Source organism: Microbispora amethystogenes, from assembly GCF_016863015.1.
GTDB classification, from domain to species: Bacteria; Actinomycetota; Actinomycetes; order Streptosporangiales; family Streptosporangiaceae; genus Microbispora; species Microbispora amethystogenes.
Genome location: NZ_BOOB01000046.1, coordinates 23,229 through 44,862, shown reverse-complemented (window position 1 = coordinate 44,862; position 21,634 = coordinate 23,229). Strand labels below are relative to the sequence as shown.

Sequence of the window (21,634 nt, the reverse complement as noted above, 5' to 3'; positions counted from 1 at the left end):
GACGGGCACCGTCCCCAACGACCTGTCGGCCACGAGGGTCTCGGTGGTCACGTCAATAGGACGCTCGTCATCCCCGGGGGGTTTACGTTCTTCCGAATCATTAGAGGGCATGGCCCGACGGTGTCCTCGCGCGACACTAGGGGGGTGGTCTGGTGAAGTCTCGCACAACCACAGTAGCCGGGAGGATCATTGCCGTCATCAATCATCGTCGGCGACCGTTAGGCTGAGGCGCGTGACCGACTGCCTATTCTGCAAGATCGTGGCCAGGCAGATCCCAGCGGAAATCGTCCTGGAGACCGGGCGGGCGCTCGCCTTCCGCGACATCAACCCGCAGGCCCCGACACACGTCCTCGTCGTGCCCAAGGCACACCACGAGAACGCCGCCGCCCTGGCCGCGGCCGACGACGGCCTCGCGGACGACCTGCTCAAAGCCTGCCACGCGGTGGCCGTCCAGGAGGGTGTGGCCGAGCCGGGCTACCGGGTCGTGCTCAACACCGGGCCGGGCGCCGGGCAGACGGTCTTCCACGTCCACGCGCACGTGCTCGGCGGCCGGAGCCTCACCTGGCCCCCAGGCTAGGGACACCCTAGTAGCATGAGAGGGAACCGAGGAGGCGATCAGGGCCGCAAGGGCCGCCCATGTCCGAGTCACAGCACATCAACCAGACCCAGGCCAAGGTAGTCATCCCCGAGGGGCAGCCGATGGTCAGCCTCCTCGGGTCGGGTGACGAACTCCTGCGGGTCATCGAGGGCGCCTTCAGCGCCGACATCCACGTGCGGGGCAACGAGATCACCATCACCGGCAGTCCCGAGGAGAGCGGCGTCGTCGTCCGCCTCTTCGAGGAGCTGGTGGAGTTGATCGGCTCGGGTGCCGAGCTGTCCCCCGACGCCGTCGAACGCAGCATCCACATGCTGCGGATGGCCACCGACCGCCCGGCCGAGGTCCTGTCCCTGGACATCCTGTCCTCCCGGGGCCGGACCATCCGCCCGAAGACGGTCAACCAGAAGCGGTACGTCGACGCGATCGACAGGCACACCATCGTCTTCGGCATCGGCCCCGCCGGCACCGGCAAGACGTACCTGGCGATGGCGAAGGCCGTGAAGGCCCTGCAGAACAAGAGGGTCAACCGCATCATCCTCACCCGCCCCGCCGTCGAGGCGGGGGAGCGGCTCGGGTTCCTGCCCGGCACGCTCTACGAGAAGATCGACCCCTATCTGCGGCCGTTGTACGACGCCCTGCACGACATGCTGGACCCCGACTCGATCCCCCGCCTCATGGCGGCCGGGACGATCGAGGTCGCGCCGCTCGCCTACATGCGCGGGCGCACGCTCAACGACGCCTTCATCATCCTGGACGAGGCGCAGAACACCTCGCCCGAGCAGATGAAGATGTTCCTGACCCGGCTCGGGTTCAACTCGAAGATCGTGGTCACCGGCGACGTGACCCAGATCGACCTGCCCGGCGGCCAGGACAGCGGCCTGAAGGTCGTCCAGCACATCCTCGAAGGCATCGAGGACATCCATTTCAGCAGGTTGACCAGCGCGGACGTGGTCCGGCACAAGCTGGTGAGCGACATCGTCGACGCCTACGGCCGATATGACGCAGCGATGGCCTCCGAGCCGCGGGCGATCAGCAAACGGCCGCGGAACAACCGGCGGTGAGCACGACCATGGCGGGTGAGGAGACCCCGTGAGCATCGAGGTGGCCAACGAGTCCGGCGTCGAGGTCGACGAGACGGCACTCGTCGAGCTCGCCGGGCACGTCCTGGGCCGGATGGGGATCAACCCGCTGGCCGAGCTGTCGATCCTGGTGATCGACGCGGGGGCGATGGCCGAGCTGCACGAGCAGTGGATGGGGGAGCCGGGCCCGACCGACGTGCTGGCCTTCCCGATGGACGAGCTGCGGCCCAACACCGGGCGGGACGAGGACGCCTCCCCCGACCCGGCGCTGCTGGGCGACGTGGTGCTGTGCCCGCAGGTGGCCGCCAAGCAGGCCGCCGAGGCCGGGCACAGCGCCCAGGACGAGCTGGAGCTGCTGTGCACGCACGGCATCCTCCACCTGCTGGGCTACGACCACGCCGAGCCCGAGGAGCACGCCGAGATGTTCGGGCTCCAGGACGAGCTCCTCGGCGCCTGGCGGGAGGTGCGGCGGAAGCCGTGAACAACGGCTGGCTGATCTCGGCCGTCGTCCTCATCGTGGTCGGCGGCCTCCTCGCGAGCGCCGAGACCGCGCTGACCCGCATCTCCCGCGTACGGGCCGAGGAGTTCGTCAAGGAGGCGCGGCGCGGCGCGGCGCGGCTGCAGACCATCGTCGCCGACCCCCCGCGCTACCTCAACCTGGTGCTCCTGCTGCGGCTGAGCTGCGAGCTCGTCGCCACGGTGATCGCGACGCTGCTGTTCATCGACTGGCTCGGCGACCGCGGCCAGGCGTACGCCGGGGCGGCCGTGGCCATGATCCTGGTGAGCTACGTGATCGTCGGGGTCATGCCGCGCACGCTCGGGCGCCAGCACGCCGAGCCCGTCGCCCTGGCGAGCGCGCCGGTCGTGTACGGCCTGACCAAGATCTTCGGGCCGCTGCCGGAGCTGCTGATCCTGCTGGGCAACGCGCTCACCCCGGGCAAGGGGTTCCGGGAGGGGCCGTTCACCTCCGAGGCGGAGCTGCGCGACCTGGTCGACCTCGCCGAGCAGCGCCGGGTCATCGAGCCCGACGAGCGCGAGATGATCCACTCGGTCTTCGAGCTGGGCGACACGCTGGTGCGCGAGGTCATGGTGCCGCGCACCGACATGGTCTTCATCGAGCGGGGCAAGACGTTGAGCCAGGCGCTCTCGCTGGCCCTGCGCAGCGGCTTCTCCCGCATCCCCGTCGTGGGGGAGAACGAGGACGACGTGGTGGGCATCGCCTACCTCAAGGACATCGTCCGCCGCATCCAGGACACCGGCGACGACGGCGTCCGGGTGGACGAGCTCATGCGCCCCGCGACCTACGTGCCGGAGAGCAAGCCCATCGACGAACTGCTGCGCGAGATGCAGGCGCGGCAGATCCACCTCGCCATCGTCATCGACGAGTACGGCGGCACCGCCGGCCTCGTCACGATCGAGGACGTGATCGAGGAGATCGTCGGGGAGATCGCCGACGAGTACGACCAGGAGACCCCGCGGATCGAGTGGCTCGACGACGGCGCCGCCCGGGTGACCGCGCGGCTCCCGGCCGGCGAGCTGGGCGAGCTGTTCGGCACCGAGATCGAGGTCGAGGACGTCGAGACGGTCGGCGGCCTGCTGGCGCACGCTCTGGGCCGGGTGCCGATCGCGGGCTCCGAGGCCCTGATCGGCGACCTGCGCCTGACCGCCGAGAACCTCGCGGGACGCCGCAACCGGATCAGCACCGTCGTCGTACGCCGTGAGGAGCCCGCTCCCGGCGACGAGGTCGTGGCCGCGAGCGCCGACCACGAGTGAATCTGGTCTGGAAATATCCAGCCTTGTAATGTGCCCCCCATGGCGGTCTTCTCCGTACTTGGAGCGCTACAAGCCATCGGCGAAGACGGGCCGATCGAGTTCGGCGGCCCGCGTCAGCGCTCGGTGCTCGGGCGTCTTCTGGTCGCCCGGGGCCAGGTCGTGCCGGTCGGGCGGCTGATCAGCGACCTGTGGCGGAACCAGCCGCCGCCGGGCGCCGCCGGTTCCATCCAGACGTACGTCTCCCACCTGCGCCGGGCCCTGGAGCCGCAGCGGACGATCCGCACGCCCGCGCGGCTCCTCGTGACCGTGCCCCCGGGGTACGCCCTGCGCGCCGAGAACGTGGACGCCTGGCGGTTCGAGGAACTGGTGCGGCAGGGCAGCCGCCGGCTGCTCGACGGTGACGCCACGGCCGCGGTCGCCGCCCTGGAGGAGGCACTGGCCCTGTGGAAGGGCCCGGCGTACCAGGAGTTCGCCTCGGCGGACTGGGCGCTCAACGAGATCGCCCGGCTCGACGAGGTCAGGGCGACCGCCGTCGAGCAGCGTGCCTCGGCGGTGATGGCGCTCGGCACGCCCGGCTCGGTGATCGCGGACCTGCGCGCCCACCTCGCCGAGCACCCGCTGCGCGAGGAGGGCTGGCGGCTGCTCGCCACCGCGCTCTACCGGCAGGGCAGGCAGGGCGACGCGCTCGCCGCGCTCCGGGAGGCCCGCCGCCTGCTCGCGGCGGAACTCGGCGTCGATCCCGGCCCCGCGCTGCGCCGCCTGGAGGCCGGCATCCTCGCCCATTCCCCGGAGCTGGACCTGCCCGGCCCGGCCCGTACGGCCGAGCCCGACAACCCGGCCGCACGTCTCCCTCTCCCGCGCGACATCCCCGCAGTTCTCCTCGAGGTCTCCACAGAGGTTCCCGCAACGGCTCCCGCGGCGGGCCTCGCGGAGATCTCCACAGCGGTTCCGGTGGCGGCGGCCCGCCAGGAGGGCCGGATCCGGTTGTTCGGGCGGCGGAGCGAGGTGTCGCTTCTGCTGGGCCTGTCCGAGGGGGTCGCACTCGTCACGGGCGAGGCGGGCATGGGCAAGACCGCGCTCGTGGAGGAGGTCGCCGCCGTCCGGGCCGGGCAGGGCGCGCGGGTCGCCGTCGGGCGCTGCCCGGCGACCAGGGGCGCGCCGCCCGGCTGGGCCTGGGCCGAGATCCTCCGTACGCTCACGGCGGCCGTGCAGCCCCGCGAGCACACGGCCGAGTCGATCACCCGGCTGCTCGCCGCCTTTCCCGAGGCCGCGCGGAAGGACGGCTCGTACGAGGGCGGGTCGCAGGTGAGCGAGGCGCCGGAGGAGCGTTCGCGGCGGGAGGGCGTGCGGGGGGAGGGGTTCCACGGGCGGCGGGCGGTCGCGGCCTACCTGCGCGACGCCGCGGCGGAGGCGCCGATCCTGCTCGTCGTGGAGGACCTGCACCGGGCCGACCGCGAGACGCTGGACACCCTCCTGGACGTCGTCGCGGAGACGGCCGGCGCGGCCGTCTCCGTCGTCTGCACCTTCCGGCAGGAGGAGGCGGGCCGGCTGGCGGGAACGACGGCGGCGCTCGCCCGGCACGAACCGCTCCGGGTCGGCCTGCGCGGCCTGCGGCCCGGCGCCGCCGCCGGCCTCGTGACCGCCGTCGCCGGCGTGCCCGTCACCCGCCCGGCCCTGACCGCGGTCGTCGCGCGAACCGGGGGCAACCCCTTCTTCCTCCGGGAGACCGCACGCCTGATCGCGGCCGAGGGCGAGGCGGCGGCCCTGACGACCGTTCCCGCCGGGGTTCGCGACGTGCTCAACGCGCGCCTCGCCGTCCTGCCCCCCCGGGTGCGTACGGTGCTGGGCGTGGCGGCGGTGCTCGACGCCGAGGTCCCGGGGAAGCACGCCGGGGGCGTCGACCTCGACGTGCTCGCGGCCGTCCACGGCGGTGGTGAGGACGCAGTGGTGGAGGCCGTGATGGACGCGGTGGTGGACGCGGCCGAGGAGGCGCTCCTGGCCGGGGTGCTCGTGGAACCCGACGACGGCGGGCTCCGCTTCGCCAGCCCCGTCATCCGCGACACCGTGTACGGCGCGATGCCGCGACTGCGCCGCGCCCGCACGCACGCCCGGGTGGCGGCGGTGCTCGAACGGCTGCGCCCGGACGAGGCGGCGGCGCTCGCGCACCATTACGCGCTGGGCGGCGACCCGGTGAAGGCGGCGCGGTACGCCCTGACCGCCGCCGAGCGGGCCGACCTCCGCTACGCGCGGCGGGAGAGCGGGCTCACCCGGGCACCCGGGTCGCGGCCCGCCCGAGACTACGCCTCGGTGGCCCGGGACCGGCTCCGCGAGACACAGAGCCCACCGACGGGTGCAAGCCTCCTTTAAGCAGGTTGCAAGTGTGGCCTGCCACTGTTGTCCCAGGCGCCCAGAAGGGGTTCGGGGCGCCTCATAGGGAGTCCGGCGCTTCGGGAGGGGTTCGCGGAGCACCGGCAACTCCCATGGGGGATCCGTAAGCGGTGCGGGGCTTTCACCTTCCGAGGTGGAAGCCCCGTATCGGTTACGCAAAGTGATTACCCGCTTCCGGTCCGGGGAAGGAAAACCTCCGGCAATGCGCCCGAGCGGCGGGGAGGCGGGCATGCGAATCGTCCACGCGGCAGTCGCGGGCTTCCTGGCCCTCGCCACCGGGCCCAGCGTCGCGACGCACGCCACCGTGGGAGTCACTGGGGGAGCCACAGCGGGAGTCGCAGGGGGAGCCACAGCCACCGAGCGGGCCGCCCGCGACACCCCTGCCATGCACGGCGCGGGCGCGCGAACAGGGTCCGGCGCGGGCGCGGGCGCGGGGGTCGCCCGGGGCGCGGGAACCACACGGGACGCCATGGCGGCGCGGAGCGCCGGGCGGCTGAGGGGCATGCTGGGGACGATGCGAGATCTCCCCGAGGGATTCTTCAGCCACGCGCGGGCCCCCTGGCGGGCGCCGTTCCGCCCCCGTGCGAGCGCCTGCCGTGCGCTCTTCGACGCCGCGGCGGGCAGACCTGCGCGTGACGGCCTCGGCGGCGCCACCGCAGTGACCGCCGCGACGTACGACGGCCCGCACCTCGGCGAGCTGGCCGGCGTCGGGCTCGCCGTCTACGACGGGAACGAGGCGGCCGGGCGCCTCGACGCGCTGCGTGCCGCCCTGATCCGCTGCGTCACCGCCGACGCGGGCACGCCGTACGACCGCCTGAAGGCCTCGCCGATGCCGCTGCCGGGCATCGGCGGCCCCGACGCCGCCGGGCGTGGCCTGACCGGCCGGGTCGGCGGCTATCCCTACCGCATGCACCTGGTCGTGGCCCGCTCCGGCCACACCCTGATCACGCTCGTGCACGCGGGCCTGACCCCGCCCGATCCCGCCCGTACGGCCGAACTGGCCCGTTTGCTCGTCCGGGAGGTCGGTACGCTTGACGGGTGACAGAGACGCTGGACCCCGAGGACACCAAAATCATCACGCTGGCCAGGTCGGCGCGGGCACGCGCGGGCGTCGCGGAGGGCGCCGCGGTGCGTGACGAGACGGGCCGCACGTACGCCGCGACCACGGTGGCGCTGCCCTCGCTCCGGCTCTCGGCCCTCCAGGCGGCCGTGGCCATGGCCGTGTCCAGCGGAGCGAAGTCGCTGGAGGCGGCGGCGATCGTCAGCGAGGCCGACGAACCCGGCGAGCAGGACGTCTCCGTCGTCGAGGACATGGGCAACGGCACGCTGTTCCTGGCCGCCCCGGACGGCTCGCTGAAGGGCCGGTACATCTGACGTGAACGCCGAACCCAGCGGTTTCCGCGCGGGCTTCGCCTGCTTCGTCGGCCGGCCCAACGTCGGCAAGTCGACGCTGATGAACGCACTGGTCGGCACGAAGGTGGCGATCACGTCGTCGAAGCCGCAGACCACGCGGCGGGCCATCCGCGGCATCGTCCACCGGCCGGACGCCCAGCTCGTCATCGTCGACACCCCCGGCTTCCACCGTCCGCGCACCCTGCTGGGTGAGCGGCTGGACAGCCTGGTGCTGTCCACGCTCACCGAGGTCGACGTCATCGGGTTCTGCGTCCCGGCCAACGAGCCGATCGGCAAGGGCGACCGGTTCATCGCCGAGAAGCTCGCCGCGGTCAAGAAGACGCCGGTCGTGGCCGTCGTGACCAAGTGCGACCTCGCCACCCGCGAGCAGATCGCGCACCAGCTTCTGGCGGTGTCCGCGCTGGCCGAGTTCGCGGAGATCGTCCCGGTGTCCGGGCAGAGCGGCGAGCAACTCGACATCCTCGCCGACGTGCTGATCAAGCGGCTGCCCGAGTCGCCCCCGCTGTACGCCGGCGGCGAGCTGACCGACGAGCCGGAGCAGGTGCTCGTCGCCGAGCTGATCCGCGAGGCGGCGCTGGAGGGCGTGCGGGACGAGCTGCCCCACTCGATCGCCGTCATGGTGGAGGAGATGAACCCCCGGGAGGGCCGCGACGACCTGCTCGACGTGTACGCCCACATGTTCGTCGAGCGGCAGTCCCAGAAGGCGATCGTCATCGGCCCGGGCGGAGCCCGGCTCAAGGACGTGGGCACCCGCGCCCGGCAGCAGATCGAGGCCCTGCTCGGCACCCGGGTCTACCTCGACCTCCGGGTGAAGGTGGCCAAGGAGTGGCAGCGCGACCCCAAGCAGCTGCGCCGGCTCGGCTTCTACGACTGACCCCGCCGGTCACCGGCGGCGGAGCAGCGCGACGCAGGCCAGCACGGCCAGCGCGACGGAGGCCAGCAGCCCGGTGAACCAGCCGTACTGGACCGTCGGGTGCACCCGGAGCAGCCCGGAGACGTGGAAGTCGAGCCGGCTCACCAGGTCGCGCGGATCGGCGAGGAACATCGCCAGCGCGAACGCCGCGACCGCGCCGGGCAGGATCGCCAGCCCGGTGAACAGCCAGCTACGCGCCGCGCCCAGCACGCCGAGCAGCATCGCGGCGATCCCGGCGCCCAGGACGATCCACCCGGGGCCCTCGTCGACGCCGCGTACGGCGGTGAGCGACGCGTCGAACACGCCGAACTCGGCCGTGAGCCCGGCCCACGGGAGCAGTGCGGCGACGGCCAGCACAAACCCCGCGGCGATCACCCCGGCGGCCCGCAGGGCGCCGGCCACGCTCGTGCGGCGCGGACGGGAGGCGGAATGCGGCGTGGGTTCCGACACGATCACCAGGCTACGGCCCGGCGCCGCCCGATGCGGAGATCGGGTGCGTTCCGGCTGGTGATTGTGTGCGGTCCGTTGTGAGGGCCGGGTGCGGCTCTGGACGGGGATCCGCCGGGGTGGGGGGGATTCGGGGAGTGCGGAGCTCGGGGTGGCAGGGGCGGGGTGGATTCGGTGTTCCCGGCATCACCGCCCACGGGGAAAGCGTCGCGTCGACCAGCCGGGCGGAGGCGTCGCGGGTCGTATCGGTCCACGGCACCAGGCGTGGGCGTGGTTCGGGCGTGGGTACGGTTCAGCCGGTCGCGTGTGACGCGGCGGCGTCCTCGCCGCGTTCGAGCCGCCGTCTGAGCTGCACCGCGTCCGCGCCGAGGGCGGAGACCAGCACGCCGGGACCGGCGAGCGGGAGCGCGGCCCAGCCTTCTCCGACCACCGCGCGCCGCTCCCGTTTGTCCTCGGGGGACGGCCGCCAGGCGGGGCCCGCGACCAGCGTGGAGCCGACGCACCGGGCGTCTCCGTAGACGGCGGGGCTGCCGTCCACGGTCTCCTCGCCGACCACCAGGTTCTGCCGGAGCAGGGGCCGTCCGGCGACGGTCGCGTCGAACCTCGCCTGACAGCGGCCCGGCCGTTCCCCGTGCCGCCCGAACACGATCTCCTCGCGCCACAGGACGGTCGCGTCCTCCGCCAGCGAGAGCCGTACGACGAGGTGGTGGGAGCATCCGGCGGCGAGCACGGTCGGCTCGGGGGAGAAGCGCAGCGTCGCGCCGGCCCCCACCCGGGCCCGCACCAGCATGATCGAGGGAGCCTCCGCGAGCCCCGGCAGCACCAGCGTGGCGGCCACCGAGCACACCTCCAGCGACGTGCCCGGCGCGACGTCCACGCCGAGATCGAGGTGGTCGCCCCGCAGGGGCCCGGCGCCCGTCGAGACCAGATGCACCCGATGCGGGCCGGTCTGCCGCAGGGTCAGCGGCGGGTCCGACCGCAGGGTCTCCAGCCGGGTGCCGCCGCCGGCCATGCTCGTCCTGATCAGCGACCGCGCGGTGACCGCCGCCGCCGTGCTCACGGCGCGGTGACGGGACGCGACGGCTGCTCCTCGTGCTCCTCGTGCTCCTTCCGCTCCGGTGAGACCCCGCCTGCGGAGATTCCGTCCGCGGCGACCCCGTCCACGGAGATTCCGTCCGCAGAGAGCCCGTCTGCCGAGATTCCGTCCACGATGACCCCGTCGATGGATATCCCGTCCGCTGAGAGGTCATCGAGGGAGACGCCTTCCGGGACGCGCCGCGCGGAGGCACCGTGCGTTGAGGCACCGTGCGTTGAGGCACCGTGCGCGGAGAGGCCGTGGTGGTGGGCGACGCCGTGTTCGTGCCGCCATACGTCGACCATGTCGGTCACCCACTGCGCGACCATGTGCGCGCTCCGGTCCTCCCTGATCGACGTGAACAGCACCGGCCTGCCCTCCCGTACGGCCGCCGCGTCGCGGGACATCACGGTCAGGTCGGCGCCGACCATCGGCGCGAGGTCGGTCTTGTTGATCACCAGTAGGTCGGCCGTCGTCACCCCCGGCCCGCCCTTGCGGGGCACCTTGTCGCCGCCGGACACGTCCAGCACGAAGATCTGCCGGTCGGCCAGGCCCCGGCTGAAGGTCGCGGTGAGGTTGTCGCCGCCGCTCTCGACGATGACCAGGTCGAGCGGGCCGAACCGTTCTTCCAGCGTCTCGACGGCGTCGATGTTGGCCGCGATGTCGTCGCGGATCGCCGTGTGGGGGCAGCAGCCCGTCTGCACCGCCTGGATCCGCTCCGGGTCGATCACTCCCGCCCGGCGCAGGAAGTCGGCGTCCTCGGTGGTGTAGATGTCGTTGGTCACGACCCCGAGCCGCAGGGACGGCCCGAGGCTGCGGCACAACGCCGCCACCAGGGCCGTCTTGCCGCTGCCGACCGGGCCGCCGATGCCGAGGCGGAGCGCCCGCCCGTCCGGCTCGGCCGCGTCGTGGAGGTCGTCGTGGTAAGCGCCCATGTCTGGACCCTTCTGCTCGTGAGCCGCTGTGTGAGACGCGGCTCGGTCGGCGACGTCGGGGGACGTCTCGGAGGTGTCAGGAGACGAAGAGCTTCATCGGGTTGGCCAGGTGTCCCTCCGCGAGGAGGTCGAGGGCCGGCGCGCTGTGTCCGGGCAGCCCCGCCCAGCCCCCTCGCCACTCCGCCCGGGCGGCTCCGGGCGCGTCCCCCGGCGGAGGACCGGCGTCGCCCGGCGGGGTGTCGATGCCCGCCGGGCCACCCAGGGCTGGATCACCCAGGGCTGGATCACCCAGGGCCGGGTCTGCCGGCGTTTTGCCCGTGAGTGTCGTGTCCATCGGAGCCCCGTCCGTCGGCACCCCGTCGATCAGCGCCGTGTCTGTCAGGACCGGCTCCGTCAGCACGGTGTCCATGAGGGACGCGCAGGCGGCGTGGGCCGCGTCGTTGAGCGCGGGCGCGAGGTCGGCGAGCAGGCGGTGGACGGTCACCGGATCGAGGCCGAGGAGCCGCACCGCGGCCGTGGCCGGGCCCGTCACCGAGGTGTAGGCGGCGGCCAGCGCCGCCTGCTGGGGCTCGCAGCCCGCGGACGCCGCCGCGGCGCCCAGCGCGATCGGGTGATGCGGGCCCTCCGGGATGGCCCGCGCCAGCGTGTCCAGGGCCGCCGAGGGCCACAACCGGCGGGCCGTGCGCAGCAGGAGCCGCCCCTGGGTCCGCGCGGCCTCCCGCTGCGCGGGCGACGCGGTCCGCGCGTCTGCCTCGTCGTCCAGCCGCCGCCACAGCCGCCGGCGGACGTCCTCCGCCGCCGCGACCCCGGCCGCCGCTCCCGGCCCGCCGTTGACGCCCGTCCGCCACGACGCGTCGGCGGCGTACGGCCGGGCGGGCGGGGCGTGCGGCCCCGGTGCGACGGCCGTGGCCCGCTCTCCGGCTTCGCCGCCGGAGCCCGGTCCTCCAACGAGGTCCGGTTCGCCGGCCGCGAGCTCGCAGGCGGCGGCCGACAGGGCCGCGGTCACGAGACCGGCGGTGGCGAGCCTGCCCCGCAGGAACCGCGCGAGGTCGTCGACGTCGGTGACCGTGCCGAGCCGTACGGCCTCCTCCACCCCGCCCGAATGGGCGTGACCGCCCGCGGGCAGCCGGGAGTCGGCCAGCAACAGCAGTGCCGCCGGGTCTCCGCGCATGCCGTCCATCGCACCTCTCAGAAGAGGAAGTAGCGCTGCGCCATCGGCAGCGACTCGGCCGGGGCGGGCTCGATGAGCTCGCCGTCCACGTGTACGGCGAAGGTGTCCGGGTCCACCCGGATGTCCGGCAGGGCGTCGTTGAGGGGCATCGCGTCCTTGCGCCGGGCGCGTACGTCGGCCACCGGAGCCAGCCGCCTGCGGACGGCCAGCCGGTCGGCGAGGCCGTCCTCCAGCGCGAGCGGTGCGACGAAGTGCAGCGACGTCGCCGCGGCGGTGACCGGGGCCGCGCCGAACATCGGGCGGGGCAGCACCGGCTGCGGCGTCGGGATCGACGCGTTCGCGTCGCCCATCTGCGCGTACGCGATGACCCCGCCCTTGATCACGAGCTCGGGCTTCACCCCGAAGAAGGCCGGGCTCCACAGGACGAGGTCCGCGAGCTTGCCGGGCTCGACCGAGCCGATCTCCGCGTCGAGCCCGTGGGCGACGGCCGGGTTGATCGTGTACTTCGCGACGTACCGGCGGGCGCGCAGGTTGTCGGCCGGGCCGTCGCCGGGCAGCGCGCCCCGGCGACGCTTCATGACGTGCGCCGTCTGCCAGGTGCGGATGACCGTCTCGCCCACACGTCCCATCGCCTGCGAGTCCGAGCCGATCATCGAGATCGCGCCGATGTCGTGCAGCACGTCCTCGGCCGCCATCGTCGACGGCCGGATCCGCGACTCTGCGAAGGCCAGGTCCTCCGGGATGGAGGGGTTGAGGTGGTGGCACACCATGAGCATGTCCAGGTGCTCGTGGTGGGTGTTGACCGTGTGCGGCCTGGTCGGGTTCGTGGACGACGGCAGCACGTTGGCGTGGGAGGCGACCGTGATGATGTCCGGCGCGTGCCCGCCCCCCGCGCCCTCGGTGTGGTAGGCGTGGATCCCCCGGCCGGCGATGGCCCCCAGGGTCGACTCCACGAACCCCGCCTCGTTCAGGGTGTCGGTGTGGATGGCGACCTGCACGCCTGTCGCGTCGCACACCCGCAGGCACGCGTCGATGGCGGCGGGGGTGGTGCCCCAGTCCTCGTGCAGCTTGAACCCCGAGGCGCCGGCCCTGAGCTGTTCGAGCAGCCCCTCCTCGCTGACCGTGTTGCCCTTGCCGAGCAGGGCCACGTTGACCGGGTACGCGTCCAGGGACTCCAGCATCCGGCCGAGGTACCAGGCGCCGGTCACGGTGGTGGCCTTGGTGCCCTCGGCGGGCCCGGTGCCGCCGCCGACGATCGTGGTCACGCCAGAAGCGAGCGCCTCGTCGAGGATCTGCGGGCAGATCAGGTGGACGTGCGAGTCGACCGCGCCCGCCGTGACGATCCTGCCGTTCGCCGCGAGGATCTCGGTGGACGGGCCTATGACCAGATCGAGGTGGACGCCGTCCATCGTGTCGGGGTTGCCGGCCTTGCCGATCGCGACGATGCGGCCGTCGCGCACCCCGATGTCGGCCTTGACGACCCCCCAGTGGTCCAGGATCACCGCGCCGGTGATGACGAGGTCGGCCGCGCCTTCGGCTCTGGTGGCGCGCGCCTGTCCCATCGACTCGCGGATGACCTTGCCGCCGCCGAACACCGCCTCGTCTCCGGCCCCGGACGGCCCCATCGAGAGGTCCTCGGTCACCTCGACGTACAGGTCGGTGTCGGCCAGTCGCACCCGGTCGCCGGTGGTCGGCCCGTACAGCGCGGCATAGCGGGAGCGCTCGATGCTAGACACCGGTCGTCCTTTCGTCCAGGGGCCCGGCCCACTCGGGGCGCAGGCCGGGCACCACCCGCGCGCCCGCGAGCGGAACCAGCGTCACGTCACGCTCCACTCCGGGCTCGAACCTGACGGCGGTGCCCGCGGGGATGTCGAGGCGGTGACCCCAGGCCGCCTCCCGGTCGAACTCCAGACCGGGGTTGGCGGCGGCGAAGTGGTAGTGCGACCCGACCTGCACCGGCCGGTCCGCGGTGTTGACGACTCTCAGGGTGATCCGCTCCCTGCCGGGGTTCAGTGGCACGTCACCCTCGCCGTACAGGATCTCGCCCGGCGCACCCGCCCCACTCGGCCCGGTCATGGGATCGGGTGGTGGACGGTGACGAGCTTGGTGCCGTCGGGGAAGGTGGCCTCGATCTGCACGGACTCCAGCATCTCGGGCACGCCCTCCATGACGTCCTCGCGCCGCAGCACCCTGCGACCGGCGTCCATGAGGTCGGCGACGCTCCGGCCGTCCCGGGCGCCCTCCAGGAGGAAGGACGCGATGAGGGCCGTCGCCTCCGGATGGTTGAGGCGAAGGCCGCGCTCCTTCCGGTCGCGGGCCACGCCGGCGGCGACGTGGATGAGGAGCCGTTCCTGTTCGTGTGGAGTGAGCCGCATGGCGGGACGATAGGTACCCGCGGTTTCTCCCGCGTTACCCAGGCATTTCGTATGCGTATCCGGACGGTGGTGAGGCTTCGCTAATGAGTTGTTAACCGTCGTGATTTCGACGGGAAATAGCGCGCGCTCACCTTTGCGGCAGACGGATCGGCGCGGGGGCCGTAGGCGGCAAGGAGAGGCACTTGCGTAACTCATTATGGCGTACCGGGGCGGTCATCGCGCTTTCGACGGTGACGCTCGCGGCATGCGCTGGACAATCTGGAAAAAGTGACACGTCGGCCTCGTCCGGGGGCGGAAACACCATCAAGGTCGGCATCCTGCACTCCCTGAGCGGCACCATGGCCATCAGCGAGGTCACGGTCAGGGACGCCGAGCTGCTCGCCATCGACGAGATCAACGCGGCGGGCGGGGTGCTCGGCAAGAAGCTGGAGCCCGTCGTGGAGGACGGCGCCTCCGACTGGCCGACGTTCGCGGAGAAGGCCACCAAGCTGATCGCGCAGGACAAGGTCGCCACCGTCTTCGGCGGCTGGACGTCGGCGAGCCGCAAGGCGATGCTCCCCGTCTTCGAGAAGCGCAAGGCGCTGCTGTGGTACCCCGTCCAGTACGAGGGCCTGGAGAGCTCCCCCTACATCTTCTACACGGGCGCCACGACCAACCAGCAGATCGTCCCGGGGCTCGACTACCTGAAGGAGAAGGGCAAGAAGAAGCTCTTCCTCGTCGGCAGCGACTACGTCTTCCCGAGAACCGCCAACAAGATCATCAAGGCGTACGCCGCGGCGAACGGCATGGAGGTCCTCGGCGAGGAGTACACCCCGCTCGGGCACACCGAGTACAGCACGCTCGTCAACAAGATCACCGAGGCGAAGCCGGACGCGGTGTTCAACACCCTGAACGGCGACAGCAACGTCGCGTTCTTCAAGCAGCTCAAGAGTGCCGGGGTCAGCGCCGAGCAGATGCCGGTCATGTCGGTCTCGGTGGCCGAGGAGGAGGTCAAGGGCATCGGCGTCGACAACGTCGCCGGGCAGCTCGTGGCCTGGAACTACTACCAGACGACCGACACCCCGGCGAACCAGAAGTTCGTCGCCGCCTTCAAGGCCAAGTACGGCGCGGACAAGGTGACCTCCGACCCCATGGAGGCCGGATACAACGCCGTCTACCTGTGGGCCGAGGCCGCCAAGAAGGCCGGGAGTACCGACGTCGAGGCCGTGAAGAAGGCGGCCGGCGGCGTCTCGCTCGACCGCCCCGAGGGCAAGGTCACGATCGACGGCGACAACCAGCACGTGTACAAGACCGCGCGCATCGGCGTCGTCCAGCCGGACGGCCAGATCAAGGAGGTCTGGAACTCCGGTGAGCCGATCAAGCCGGACCCCTACCTCAAGACGTACTCCTGGGCCGGCGGCCTGGTCTGACCGCCGCCGAATGACCGTGCACAGCCGCGACCGGGGCGCGCCGCGCCCCGGCGCGGGACAACGTCGGGAGGTGACGTGGAAGGGGTGCTGAACCAGCTGCCGATCGGACTGTCGATCGGAGCGGTCCTGCTGCTCATCGCTCTCGGGCTGACCTTCACGTTCGGGCAGATGGGCGTGATCAACATGGCCCACGGAGAGTTCATCATGGCGGGGGCCTACACGGCCTTCCTGCTGCAGAGCGTGGGTTTCCTGGTGGCCCTGCCGGCGGCGTTCGTGGTCGCCGGGCTCATGGGCCTGGTGCTGGAGCGCACGCTGATCCGGCGCTTCTACGGCCGCCCGCTGGACACGCTGCTGCTCACCTGGGGAGTCAGCCTGATGCTCCAGCAGCTGGCCCGGGACCTGTTCGGGGCGCCCAACGTGCAGGTCGTCTCGCCGGCCTGGCTGCGCGGCGGCCTCGGCATCCTGCCGTACAACCGGCTGTTCATCATGGCCCTCGCCGTGCTGTCGGTGCTCGCCATCTGGGCGTACATGCACAGGACCGGGCAGGGCCGGCGGATGCGGGCGGTGATGCAGAACCGCAGGCTCGCGGCCACCAGCGGCATCGACACCGGGCGGGTCGACCAGCGGACGTTCTTCATCGGCTCCGGCCTGGCCGGGGTCGCGGGGGTCGCCCTCACGCTGATCGGGCCGGTCGGGCCGACGCTCGGGACGTACTACATCGTCGACGCGTTCCTGGTGGTCGTGGCGGGCGGTCTCGGGCAGCTCCGCGGCGCGGTGCTGGCCGCGATCGGCCTCGGCCTGCTCAACTCCTACGCCGAGTTCTGGAGCGACGCCAGCCTCGCCAAGGTGATCGTCTTCGTGGCGATCATCGGGTTCCTGCAGATCCGGCCGCAGGGGCTGTTCTTCGTGCGATCGCGGGCGCTGACGTGACGGCCGTCGAGGCGCCCGTCGAGGCGCCCCCCGTCGTACGGCGGGAACCGCGCCGGTGGCAGGGCCCGGCGGCCTTCGCCGCGGTGGCGCTGCTCGCCCTGGTCGTGGCGCCGCTGCTGCTGGAGCCGTTCCGGCTCGGGCTGCTGGCGAAGTATCTGTGCTACGCGATCGTGGCTCTGGGCATCGGCCTCGCGTGGGGACAGGGCGGCATGCTGACGCTCGGGCAGGGGGTGTTCTTCGGCCTCGGCGGCTACGCGATGGGCATGTATCTCAAGCTCCACGACGCGGGCGGGGACCTGCCCGACTTCATGGTCTGGAGCGGGGTCGAGAAGCTCCCGGCGCTGTGGACACCGTTCGGCAACCCGGTCTTCGCGCTCGCCATGGCCGTCGCGGTGCCCGTCGTGGTCGCGCTGCTGCTCGGCGCGCTGGTGTTCCGCCAGCGCGTACGCGGGGCGTATTTCGCGATCCTCACCCAGGCGCTGGCGGCGGCCCTGGTGATCCTGCTGGTCGGGCAGCAGGGGCTGACCGGCGGCACGAACGGGCTGACCAACTTCTTCGACTTCTTCGGTCAGGACCTCGCCGCCGACGAGACGCAGCGGGGCCTCTACCTGACGGTGGCGGTCGTGCTGGGGGTGCTCTACCTGGGCGCCCGGCAGCTCGTCCGCAGCCGGTTCGGGCGGCTGCTGCTGGCCGTCAGGGACGGCGAGGACCGGGTGCGCTTCCTGGGCTACAACCCGGCCACCGTGAAGACGCTGACCTTCGCCGTCTCGGCGGGCATGGCCGGCATCGCGGGAGCGCTGTTCGTCCCGGTCGTCGGGATCATCTCGCCGGCGCTGCTCGGCGTCGTCCCCTCCCTGGAACTCGTCGTCGGTGTGGCCGTCGGCGGCCGCTTCGCCCTCGCGGGCGCGATCCTCGGCGCGGTCGTCATGGGCTACGCCCGGACGTACTTCAGCGAGGAGCTCCCGGCCGCCTGGCTGTATCTGCAGGGCGCCCTGTTCGTCCTCGTCATGACGCTCGCACCCAGGGGCATCGCCGGCCTGGCCGCCGGGCTCGTACGGAGGAGAAGGGAGGCCGGGACGTGAGCGAGGCCCCGGCGGAGACCACGCCTGCGGCGACGGCGTCTCCGGAGACGGCGCTACTGGAGACCGCGTTACTGGAGATCAGGGGTCTGCAAGTCGCGTTCGGCGGCTTCCGGGCCATCGACGGCGTGGACCTGACGGTCGGGCGCGGCGAGCTGCGGTTCCTCATCGGGCCGAACGGCGCGGGCAAGACCACACTCATCGACGTGATCACCGGCCTGACCAAACCCACCGCGGGAACGGTGCGGTTCGAGGGCCTGGACCTCGCGGGCCGCAGGGAGCACGAGATCGTCCGGCTCGGAGTGGGCCGCACCTTCCAGACCTCCGTGGTCTTCGAGGAGCTCACGGTGCTGGAGAACCTCGACCTCGCCGCGTCGTTCCGCCGTCCCCTGTGGTCGCTGCTGCGCCGCGGGCGCGGGGTGTCGGAGGAGGTCGCGGCGGCGCTGGAGACGATCGGCCTCACCTCGCTCGCGCGCAGCAGGGCCGGGGTGCTCTCCCACGGGCAGCGGCAGTGGCTGGAGATCGGCATGCTGATCGTCCAGCGGCCACGGCTGCTGCTGCTCGACGAGCCGGTCGCCGGCATGGCGTCCGACGAGCGCGAGCGCACCGGCGAACTGCTCACCGAGATCGCCCGCGACCACACCGTGATCGTGGTCGAGCACGACATGGACTTCCTGCGCCGGTACGCCTCCCAGGTGACCGTCCTGCACGAGGGCAAGGTGCTGATGGAGGGCTCGGTCGACGAGGTGCGGGCCGATCCGCACGTGCAGGAGATCTACTTGGGACGCGCGCGGGAGGATGCCGAGGATGCTGTCCGTTGAGGGACTCGAAGCGGGATACGGCCGGGCCCGGGTGCTGTTCGGAGTCTCGCTGGAGGTGCCCCCCGGCCGCCTCGTCTGCGTGATGGGCCGCAACGGGGTCGGCAAGACCACCCTGCTCAACACCGTCATGGGCGTGCTCCCGGCGACCGGCGGGAAGGTGACGTTCGAGGGCAGGGACGTCACCCGCCTGCGCCCCGACCAGCGCGTACGGCTCGGCATGGGCTACGTGCCGCAGGGACACGAGACGTTTCCGCAGCTCAGCGTGATCGACAACCTGCTGGTCACGCTGGAGGCGTCCGCGCACCGCGACCAGGCCGCGGTGGAGGAGGCCCTGGAGGTCTTTCCCCGGCTCAAACCGCTGCTCAAACGGCCGGCGGGCTTCCTGTCCGGCGGCCAGCAGCAGCAGCTCGCGATGGCCCGCGCCCTGGTCACCCGGCCGAAGCTGCTGATCCTGGACGAGCCGACCGAGGGCATCCAGCCCTCGATCATCCTGGAGATCGAGGAGGCGGTCGAGCGCCTGCACGCGTCCGGGCTCGCGATCCTGCTGGTGGAGCAGTATCTGGACCTGGCGCTGCGGCTGGCCGACGCGTTCCTGATCCTCGACGCCGGGCATGTGGTGCGCTCCGGCGCGGCCCAGGACCTGCAGGACGAGGAGGTCCACCGCCTCCTGTCGGTCTGACACTTGCTTGTGATCGATGTGCATGCCCCCTTCGCGTGGTTCCGGAGGTGACTGCCGTCAGCGGAGGGGATGCGGCCGGAATGCAGAGATCACCGGCGGCTTGTGCCCGGGCCGTGTGAACGATGCTGCGGCTCTGAACCTAGCCGTCCCGCCGAACCGCCGGATCTCCGGCGTCCAGAACGTCTGGACCCGGTCCGCCATGCTGGTGGAGGCGCCGGTGAAGGTCGCGAGCGTGGTGGAGGTGGGCACGTGCCGCCGTGTGGTCACCTGTGGCCTGCGCCAACTGGGCGAGTTCCGTGTGCGCGTCGGCTTGTCCTTGGAAGTGGTTGATCTGCGAGGCCAGGGCGAGGGCGGTGGTGGCGTGCTCGTGGGCGGTCACCAGCGAGCCCAGCCCGCGGTGTACGACGGCGAGGTTGTGGTGGGCGTCGGCCTGGTTCATGAGGTCTCCCAACTCTTGGAACAGGGAGAGGGCATGGTCCAGGTGAGCTCGCGCGTCGTGGTACCGGCTCAGGCGCTCGTCCAGCATGCCGAGTTGCCGGTGGCAGATGCCCAAGCCACGGCGTTGCCCGGCCTGCTCGAACAGTTTCATCGCCCGGGTGAGGTGTTCGCGGGCAGCGGTGTAGCTGCCTTCCAACCGGTCGAGGATGCCGAGGGTGGCGTGGGCGAATGCCAGCTCGACGAGGTCTTCGCCCGAGGAGGCGACTTCGAAGCAGAACGTCGCGTGGGCTCGGGCCTGGGCGAGGTCGCCGAGCCACTTGTTGACATTGCAGAGCTCGTGGTGGATCTCCGCTTGGCCGGCTCGGCTGCCGACCTGCTCGTAAAGCGCGAGCGCGGTCTGAAAGCGCGTGAGCGCGGCTTGGTAGTTGCTGGTGCGCATGTCCACCAGGCCGAGATTGTGGTGCATGGCTCCCTGACCGAGAGAGTCGCCGGTGTGCTGGGTCAGGCTCAGCGCCTGGCTGTGCAGTTCGATGATCTCGGTATAGAAGCCGCGCATCCGCTGGTAGAACTCCAGCTGGTAGATCAGCCGCCATGCTTCGGGGGAGCGAGCGGACAGGCACCGGCGGGCCACAGCGAGTAGATCCGGGTGATGCCGATCGAGCCATCGCAGCGCGGCGACATCCGATTCGTGCTGGAGAAGTGACGCCAGGTGATGTCCGTCGGCCTCTATACAGGCGATGAGTGCATTGGAGTCAACCATCAGAACCGCGGCGCCGATGGCGCTTCTTGTGTACCGGAAGAGTCGTTCGTCGGCGGCGGCCAGGTGTCGGGAGCTGTCGCGCTTGTCCGATTCGATCAGCGCGGCGGCGCGTACGGCGTCGTGTATGCGGTAGCCGCCGCTGGTCCGGTTGTCTGCGATGAGCAGACCGCGCTGATAGAGGGTGGCCAGCAGTGTGGTGGCCTTGCTGATTTGCTGATCGGCGAGGACGGCGGCGATGGGCGCGGTGATCAGCGAGCCGGGGTAGTGGGCGACACGGCGCAGCACGAGGCGGGCGGCTTTGGTCAGGGCCGCAAGAGAGCGGGCGAACGCAGCGGCCGTCTCGTCGCTGATTTTCTCCCCAGGAGAGGTGGGGATGTGTTGGGTGGGGTTGGCCGCTTTCAGATCGCTCATCTGACGGATCGCGAGTGGGAGCCGGAAGGCGGCGGCGATCGCGGCAACCGCCTGGGGGTCGTGAAGCCCGGCGCGGCGCAGGATGGCTCCGGCCAGGCCGGCCGCCTGGGCGCGGGTGAACGGCGTCAAGGTCATGCTCTGGTCGGGGTCGAGACCGATCAGCACGTGACGGGTGGTGACCAGAACCGCCGCTTCTTCCGCTGCAGGCAACAGAGGGCGGATCTGTTCGGCGGAATCGGCGTCGTCCAAGACGATCAGCATCTTCTTGCCCATCGTGGCGGCACGCCACTCGCGGCTGAGTGCGTTCACAGTGGTGGCGTTCGGGTTGGGTGGTACGTCCAGGGCGTTGAGCAAGGTGCGCAACGCTTCGGTGCCGGTCATCCGGGATTCGGCCGCGGCATAGGTGCGCAGGCCCAGCCAGAACAATCCGTCGGGGTAACGCGCGGTGAGTGCGTGGGCGGCGCGGATTGCCAGTTCAGTCTTCCCGGTCCCGGGCATACCGGTGATCACCAGTATGAGAGGTCCGAGCCGGCTCTCAGTGGAGGCAGGTGCTGTCAGTCGGCGCAGTTCCCTGCTGCGACCTATGAAGACTCGGGTGCCGGACGGAGGCTGTAGTAGCGCACCAGCCTCCTGATCTTCTGCCTGAGGCGTCACCGGGTGCGGCGGGCCGCCGCGCGGAAGAGCGATCAGTGTGCCCGCACTCACCAGGATCGTCATCAAGACCAGTCCGCCGAACAGCCACCAGTTCCACGTCATGGTGAGCAGGTTGGTGAGTCCTCCAGCGATCATGCCGGCCGTGGGACCCAACGCGACGATGACCAGACGCCCCCGCCGAGCCCCTGATCCACCCGTCATCGAATCACCTCGTGCGGCTGCGGGCCGGGCCGACGGTCCGCGAGGCGGCATGCGATTTCCGTAGATCGGAGATGCGGTCGTAGAT

20 protein-coding genes and 1 pseudogene are annotated in these 21,634 nt (G+C 71.7%); 13 read left to right on the top strand and 8 right to left on the bottom strand.

Annotated features, from left to right (window positions below):
• Positions 1-232 precede the first annotated feature (232 nt).
• The 8 genes from Mam01_RS28160 to era all read left to right on the top strand — a co-directional run bounded on the left by Mam01_RS28160 (position 233) and on the right by era (position 8,125).
• Positions 233-577, top strand: a complete 345-nt coding sequence (locus tag Mam01_RS28160) for a histidine triad nucleotide-binding protein (protein WP_239101682.1) — start codon at positions 233-235, stop codon at positions 575-577.
• A gap of 59 nt (positions 578-636) precedes the next feature.
• The gene (locus Mam01_RS28155) at positions 637-1,659 is read left to right on the top strand and encodes a PhoH family protein (RefSeq protein ID WP_204288178.1); all 1,023 of its coding nucleotides are present in this window, start codon (positions 637-639) and stop codon (positions 1,657-1,659) included.
• 28 nt (positions 1,660-1,687) lie between these two features.
• On the top strand, positions 1,688-2,158 hold the full coding sequence (ybeY, locus tag Mam01_RS28150) for an rRNA maturation RNase YbeY (protein WP_150937078.1): 471 nt from the start codon (positions 1,688-1,690) through the stop codon (positions 2,156-2,158).
• Complete coding sequence (locus Mam01_RS28145) at positions 2,155-3,450, top strand: hemolysin family protein (RefSeq protein WP_204288177.1); 1,296 nt, start codon at positions 2,155-2,157, stop codon at positions 3,448-3,450. The genes ybeY and Mam01_RS28145 overlap by 4 nt, the downstream gene beginning before the upstream one ends.
• A 39-nt stretch (positions 3,451-3,489) precedes the next feature.
• Positions 3,490-5,817 carry an ATP-binding protein gene (locus Mam01_RS28140; protein WP_204288176.1) on the top strand — a complete coding sequence of 776 codons (2,328 nt, stop codon included), beginning with the start codon at positions 3,490-3,492 and terminating at the stop codon, positions 5,815-5,817.
• A 250-nt stretch (positions 5,818-6,067) separates the two neighbouring features.
• On the top strand, positions 6,068-6,880 hold the full coding sequence (locus Mam01_RS28135; protein ID WP_204288175.1) for a hypothetical protein: 813 nt from the start codon (positions 6,068-6,070) through the stop codon (positions 6,878-6,880).
• A complete protein-coding gene (locus tag Mam01_RS28130; protein ID WP_204288174.1) occupies positions 6,877-7,212 on the top strand; it encodes a cytidine deaminase-like protein in 336 nt (111 codons plus the stop codon). The genes Mam01_RS28135 and Mam01_RS28130 overlap by 4 nt, the downstream gene beginning before the upstream one ends.
• Before the next feature lies 1 nt (position 7,213).
• The gene (era, locus tag Mam01_RS28125) at positions 7,214-8,125 is read left to right on the top strand and encodes a GTPase Era (protein ID WP_204288173.1); all 912 of its coding nucleotides are present in this window, start codon (positions 7,214-7,216) and stop codon (positions 8,123-8,125) included.
• Between the two features lie 9 nt (positions 8,126-8,134).
• Here the strand turns inward: era and Mam01_RS28120 are convergent, their stop codons facing one another.
• The 7 genes and pseudogenes from Mam01_RS28120 to Mam01_RS28085 form a co-directional block, all read right to left on the bottom strand.
• A complete protein-coding gene (locus Mam01_RS28120) occupies positions 8,135-8,614 on the bottom strand; it encodes a hypothetical protein (protein ID WP_204288172.1) in 480 nt (159 codons plus the stop codon).
• Between the two features lie 289 nt (positions 8,615-8,903).
• Complete coding sequence (locus tag Mam01_RS28115) at positions 8,904-9,671, bottom strand: urease accessory protein UreD (RefSeq protein ID WP_239101681.1); 768 nt, start codon at positions 9,669-9,671, stop codon at positions 8,904-8,906.
• 293 nt (positions 9,672-9,964) lie between these two features.
• Positions 9,965-10,621, bottom strand: a pseudogene (gene ureG / locus Mam01_RS28110) (urease accessory protein UreG); the annotation flags it as partial.
• Between the two features lie 76 nt (positions 10,622-10,697).
• Positions 10,698-11,801, bottom strand: coding sequence for an urease accessory protein UreF (locus tag Mam01_RS36990; RefSeq protein WP_239101680.1), 1,104 nt, complete (start codon positions 11,799-11,801; stop codon positions 10,698-10,700).
• An 8-nt stretch (positions 11,802-11,809) separates the two neighbouring features.
• On the bottom strand, positions 11,810-13,528 hold the full coding sequence (locus Mam01_RS28095) for an urease subunit alpha (protein WP_204288171.1): 1,719 nt from the start codon (positions 13,526-13,528) through the stop codon (positions 11,810-11,812).
• A complete protein-coding gene (locus Mam01_RS28090) occupies positions 13,521-13,868 on the bottom strand; it encodes an urease subunit beta (protein ID WP_204288170.1) in 348 nt (115 codons plus the stop codon). The genes Mam01_RS28095 and Mam01_RS28090 overlap by 8 nt, the downstream gene beginning before the upstream one ends.
• Entirely contained in the window at positions 13,865-14,167 is a 303-nt protein-coding gene (locus Mam01_RS28085; protein ID WP_150937091.1) for an urease subunit gamma, read from the bottom strand. The genes Mam01_RS28090 and Mam01_RS28085 overlap by 4 nt, the downstream gene beginning before the upstream one ends.
• Before the next feature lie 230 nt (positions 14,168-14,397).
• Between Mam01_RS28085 and urtA the strand changes: the two genes are divergently transcribed.
• The 5 genes from urtA to urtE all read left to right on the top strand — a co-directional run bounded on the left by urtA (position 14,398) and on the right by urtE (position 19,085).
• A complete protein-coding gene (gene urtA / locus Mam01_RS28080; protein ID WP_239101694.1) occupies positions 14,398-15,576 on the top strand; it encodes an urea ABC transporter substrate-binding protein in 1,179 nt (392 codons plus the stop codon).
• Positions 15,577-15,651: 75 nt separating this feature from the next.
• Entirely contained in the window at positions 15,652-16,506 is an 855-nt protein-coding gene (gene urtB, locus Mam01_RS28075) for an urea ABC transporter permease subunit UrtB (protein ID WP_204288169.1), read from the top strand.
• A complete protein-coding gene (urtC, locus tag Mam01_RS28070; RefSeq protein WP_150937097.1) occupies positions 16,503-17,588 on the top strand; it encodes an urea ABC transporter permease subunit UrtC in 1,086 nt (361 codons plus the stop codon). Before urtB ends, urtC begins: the two co-directional genes overlap by 4 nt.
• Before the next feature lie 56 nt (positions 17,589-17,644).
• On the top strand, positions 17,645-18,406 hold the full coding sequence (gene urtD, locus Mam01_RS28065) for an urea ABC transporter ATP-binding protein UrtD (protein ID WP_204288233.1): 762 nt from the start codon (positions 17,645-17,647) through the stop codon (positions 18,404-18,406).
• Positions 18,393-19,085, top strand: coding sequence for an urea ABC transporter ATP-binding subunit UrtE (gene urtE / locus Mam01_RS28060; protein ID WP_204288168.1), 693 nt, complete (start codon positions 18,393-18,395; stop codon positions 19,083-19,085). Before urtD ends, urtE begins: the two co-directional genes overlap by 14 nt.
• A 139-nt stretch (positions 19,086-19,224) precedes the next feature.
• On the opposite strand, the gene Mam01_RS28055 is transcribed toward urtE, so the two are convergent.
• Positions 19,225-21,483 (bottom strand): tetratricopeptide repeat protein, encoded by a 2,259-nt coding sequence (locus tag Mam01_RS28055; protein WP_204288167.1) that lies wholly within the window; start codon positions 21,481-21,483, stop codon positions 19,225-19,227.
• Positions 21,484-21,634: the final 151 nt, after the last annotated feature.